The sequence below is a fragment of the Pseudomonas sp. PA-4-8C genome (assembly GCF_021606625.1).
Lineage (GTDB): Bacteria > Pseudomonadota > Gammaproteobacteria > Pseudomonadales > Pseudomonadaceae > Aquipseudomonas > Aquipseudomonas lactis.
In genome coordinates this window covers 1-4,106 of the sequence record NZ_WKCD01000384.1, presented here as the reverse complement: position 1 = coordinate 4,106, position 4,106 = coordinate 1, and the positions used below count along the sequence as shown (strand labels likewise).

The 4,106-nt window shown below is 54.4% G+C and carries 2 protein-coding genes and 5 pseudogenes; 4 read left to right on the top strand and 3 right to left on the bottom strand.

Annotation, left to right across the window (positions count from 1 at the left end):
• Window positions 1-183 (top strand): annotated as a pseudogene (locus GIW04_RS28640) (IS4 family transposase); the annotation flags it as partial.
• On the opposite strand, the gene GIW04_RS28635 reads toward GIW04_RS28640, so the two are convergent.
• Window positions 171-386 carry a hypothetical protein gene (locus tag GIW04_RS28635; protein ID WP_169796375.1) on the bottom strand — a complete coding sequence of 72 codons (216 nt, stop codon included), beginning with the start codon at window positions 384-386 and terminating at the stop codon, window positions 171-173. The pseudogene GIW04_RS28640 and the gene GIW04_RS28635 sit on opposite strands and share 13 nt — an antisense overlap.
• A gap of 102 nt (window positions 387-488) precedes the next feature.
• Window positions 489-1,325, bottom strand: coding sequence for an IS4 family transposase (locus GIW04_RS28630; protein ID WP_390898415.1), 837 nt, complete (start codon window positions 1,323-1,325; stop codon window positions 489-491).
• A gap of 91 nt (window positions 1,326-1,416) precedes the next feature.
• Between GIW04_RS28630 and GIW04_RS28625 the strand changes: the two are divergent.
• Window positions 1,417-2,138 (top strand): annotated as a pseudogene (locus GIW04_RS28625) (prolyl oligopeptidase family serine peptidase).
• A gap of 145 nt (window positions 2,139-2,283) precedes the next feature.
• On the opposite strand, the pseudogene GIW04_RS28615 reads toward GIW04_RS28625, so the two are convergent.
• Window positions 2,284-2,457 (bottom strand): annotated as a pseudogene (locus tag GIW04_RS28615) (transposase domain-containing protein); the annotation flags it as partial.
• A 100-nt stretch (window positions 2,458-2,557) separates the two neighbouring features.
• Between GIW04_RS28615 and GIW04_RS28610 the strand changes: the two are divergent.
• Window positions 2,558-2,830, top strand: a pseudogene (locus GIW04_RS28610) (IS3 family transposase); the annotation flags it as partial.
• A gap of 156 nt (window positions 2,831-2,986) precedes the next feature.
• Window positions 2,987-3,388 (top strand): annotated as a pseudogene (locus GIW04_RS28605) (transposase); the annotation flags it as partial.
• Window positions 3,389-4,106 lie beyond the last annotated feature (718 nt).

The window sequence follows — 4,106 nt, the reverse complement described above, 5'->3', positions numbered from 1 at the left end:
TTTATCAACAGCGTCTCCGCCGACCGTTCCGGGAACATTCCCAAGTATTTGGCCGAGCTTCATGCTTCAGCGCCGCACTACGTGCTGCCGCATCGACGTGAGGAGCGCGTTTATCCTCGGGCGATTCGGCTGAAATCACCGAAGTATCCGATCAGAAATAAAAATGCCAGTCAGCTTAACTGACTGGCATTAGGCACACGGGTGCCGTCTTTAGACACAGCGAAATACTGCTCGACGACCTCATTGCTGGAATCAAAAAACGTCGGCATGGTTTTCAGCGCTTCTGGCGACTTTCCGATCTCGGCCAGAAACAATGTGGTAGGCGTCAGGTAGTCGGCAGAAGCCAGCCAGAGTTCATGGCTGTACGCGGGGGCTCCGTCGTTCATCGGCCCACTGAGCAATGGACCCAGGGCCCAGTAGACTCTGGGCAACACGGCACCTGCAAGGCAGGCGATGCTCAGTTGGAACAAGCCTCTGAATGGTTGGGCTCAATGTTCGAACAATTTGCCTTCGAACATCAGCAACCCGGGCCATTGCTTGCGGGCCTGCGGCGAAGTGCTCAGCGAAACAATCGCATCCTGGCGCCCCAAACGCTGGATCACCTCGTACTGCGAGCCTTTTTTCAGCGGCATCAGCCAGTGGCGTTCGACGCCTGCTTGCTGCCATTGATGCAATAAACCTAACGAGTAAAAACCACGATCAAACAGCGTCAGCGAGTGATCGGGGGTGGTTTCGATCAGTTGCTCGGCCAGTTTCATTTCGTTGCTGCGGTAGCCGTCAAACGCACTTCCAATCAGCAAATGGCTGGTCAACTCCATTTGGCAGACCATGCGCACCTGAGGAAAACCGGTGTCGCCATGCTGGTTGCTGGCGGAGTCATAGCGCGCCCGATTTTCCGGCGTGTCGGGCGTGCGCCAGACAACGCCATCGACGCCCAACAAACGCAGACCGGCCCAAGTCGGATGGCCGGCCGCCTCATGCCAACTTTTCTGGGTCAAATCGAAGACTTGTCGTACAGCTTCGCTGCCCAATCTCTGACGGGCCTGGACTACGGCGCTGGGGGCCACCAACGGGCGCTGGCCCGGCAACATGATGTTCATGCGACTGACCACATCCCAGGCAGACATGCGCCGGAAGAACGCCATGGAAATCACGCACCAGAGCATCATTTCCAGCGGCAAACGACGCTTGCGCAGCGTCGCCACACCCGCTTGTTCAAGCGCCTGTTCGACCAAAGAAGGATCGAGCAAGGCATCCAATCCCTCGATGGCGTTGGGGGTAGAGGCGATGTTGTGGGTCAGTTCCAGTGCCCGAGCGAGACGCATAAAAAAATCCGATGCCAGTGTAGGCATCGGATTTTGATTTTTTGCGGCCAAAGGTCAAGCGAGAAGGCTTAACTGATCGGCATTAACCCGTGTGCCGTACTTTCTGGTGCGTCCGAAAAACCTGAAGCTGGATGGCACCGCGCCCACTCTACTGTACGGCTACGGTGGCTTTGAAATCTCGTTGACCCCTTATTATTCCGGAGGCCTAGGTAGTGCTTGGTTGTCAAAGGGTGGGGTTTATGTGGTCGCTAACATCCATGGTGGGGGGGAGTATGGCCCGCGCTGGCATCAGGCGGCACTGAGAGAAAATCGTACTCGTGCCTATGAGGATTTCGCTGCTGTGGCACAGGACCTAATTAATCGCAAGATCACATCGCCGAAATACTTAGGCGTGCAGGGTGAAAGTAATGGCGGTTTGCTAACGGGTAACATGCTCACTCAGTACCCCAAACTATTCGGTGCAGTTGTGGTACAGGTACCGCTGCTCGATATGAAGCGTTTCAACCATCTGTTGGCTGGTGCTTCCTGGATGGCCGAGTATGGCAATCAGACAAGCCGGAAGAGTGGGCCTACATTCAGAAAATCTCCCCATACCACCTATTCGACTCAGCCAAGACCTACCCGCCGGTGTTCTTCCTAACATCGACCCGCGATGACCGCGTACATCCGGGTCATGCCCGCAAGATGGCAGCCAGGATGATCGACGCCAGCAAAGACGTGATTTACTACGAGAACATTGAAGGTGGCCACGGTAGCGCTGCCAGCAATGCTCAGTCGGCGCACATGGACGCTTTAATCTATAGCTTCTTGTGAGAGCATTTGAGCAAGAAATAAGAATCTGACAGTCGAGGCCGCGATAAAAAGATTGTCCGGTTGTTACGTTTTCCGACGCTGCGATTTGCGAACCTAAAACGGTTGCCACTTATGTGTATCCGTCCGGGCATCACGCCTTGCGTGATTAAACCGGCTGCCACCTATGCGGCAGCAGTTGGTCGATCTCACTCGACCGCTGCGTCGGCAGCCGCGTGAGGACATCCTTTAGATACGCGTACGGATCATGCCCATTCAGCCGCGCAGACTGGATCAAGCTCATGATCGCCGCTGCCCGTTTTCCGCTACGTAGCGACCCGGCGAGTCGAGTCAGCCGAAGGGAATTTCACCCCTCGGCTGCTCACAGAACCGTACGTGACAGTCTCCCGCCATACGGTTCTTGATCACACATTCGATGCGCGCAGTATCGGATGCCTATCTACCGCCGCGTGCTGAGCGAGCGTGCGGTAAAGCCAAGCATGTCCCGCAAAGGAAATTGCTATGACAATGCGGCTATGGAAAGCTTTTTTGGCACGTTGAAATCAGAGTTCTTTTACCTGAACAAATTCAACAGTCTCGATGAGCTTGAAGCGGGTATATAGGGCTACATACACTACTACAATCATTCGCGAATCAGGCTGAAGCTAAGTGGCCTGAGCCCTGTGGAATACAGGACTCAAGCACGACTGGCATAGAAGGTGTCCAACATTTCGGGGCCAGATCAAAATACGTGGACACCATCGCCCTTATCATCAGGATTACCATGCGCCAAAGAACCCCTGGTAATCCCCCCTGAAATCAGTGCTCGCCAGATGTAGAATTTTCTCCTAATAGGATCAAGGAAATTTTGCGTGAAAACATCACGTTTTTCAGACAGCCAAATCATCGCCATCCTCAAGCAAGCCGAAGCCGGTAGTCCGGCACCAGAGCTATGTCGCGAGCACGGCATCAACTCGGCCACTTTTTACAAATGGCGAACCAAATACGGCGGTATGGATGCGTCACTTGATGCCTCGGTTGCGCGAGCTTGAGGAGGAAAACCGTCGCCTCAAGAAGATGTACGCCGAGGAACGCCACAAAGCCGAAATCATCCAGGAGGCGATGGCAAAAAAGTGGTGAAGCCATCTCGACGACGGGAGATGGCGCTGCAAGCGGTTTGTTCAGGTCGGATCAACATCAAACTGGCGTGTAGTGCCTTCGGTGTCAGCGTCGCCTGTTATCGCTACCAGCCACGTTTGCCTTCTGAGAATGCATAGATTGCCGATCTCCTGATTCGTTTGACGCATAACCGTAAGCCTCCAGCCCAGCCACCTGTAATTCCCTACCTCAACTCGCCACGCTGTGCTCTCCAAAAAAGGAGCACACATGAAACCACCCACCACACTCACTGCCCGGCGCACATTCTGGGCTGAACATGTCCAGGCATGGCGCAGCAGTGGGTTCACGCAAGTCGCCTACAGCCCGCAGAATTCGGAAAAAATCGTACGCGTGCGACGTGAAGTCGCACCAGTTATTGTCTCACCTCGATAGAGGTAGTGAGACTCGTTGCTCCCTCAACGGTAGCCTACCGGTGCAGGCGAAGCTGGCAACGGCTTGGTCTGAAGCCACCGGGACAATGAAGTCCTTCGAAAGAGAAGGAAAAGCCGCGAGGTAATTCCAACCGCTACCAGCATCAGGTGGCGAGGATGCTTGGCTGGATAATATGACCAACATAAGTGAACTGTTGATAAACCTCGTTATTTTTAACAAGCCAAAGATGCTGACAGGCTTGGACCAAAAGGTGAGTGATGGGTTGCTCGATTACGTACTGCGGGCATAGGGACATAAACATCACCGGGGGAAAGACAGGGCGGACTCAAGTTCCAAGTGCAACAGTCAGTTGACCGTATTCAAGTTATTGGTCGCCAGGAGCTGCAGGTGCTCGGTCAGCACCTCTATGGGGAATTTCCAGCCCAGGGTTTGGCGCGGCCG

Bases quoted from the DNA above. Each gene is read 5' to 3' on its own strand.
- GIW04_RS28630 (WP_390898415.1), bottom strand. From the start codon at position 1,325: ATGCGTCTCGCTCGGGCACTGGAACTGACCCACAACATCGCCTCTACC.
- GIW04_RS28635 (WP_169796375.1), bottom strand. From the start codon at position 386: ATGAACGACGGAGCCCCCGCGTACAGCCATGAACTCTGGCTGGCTTCT.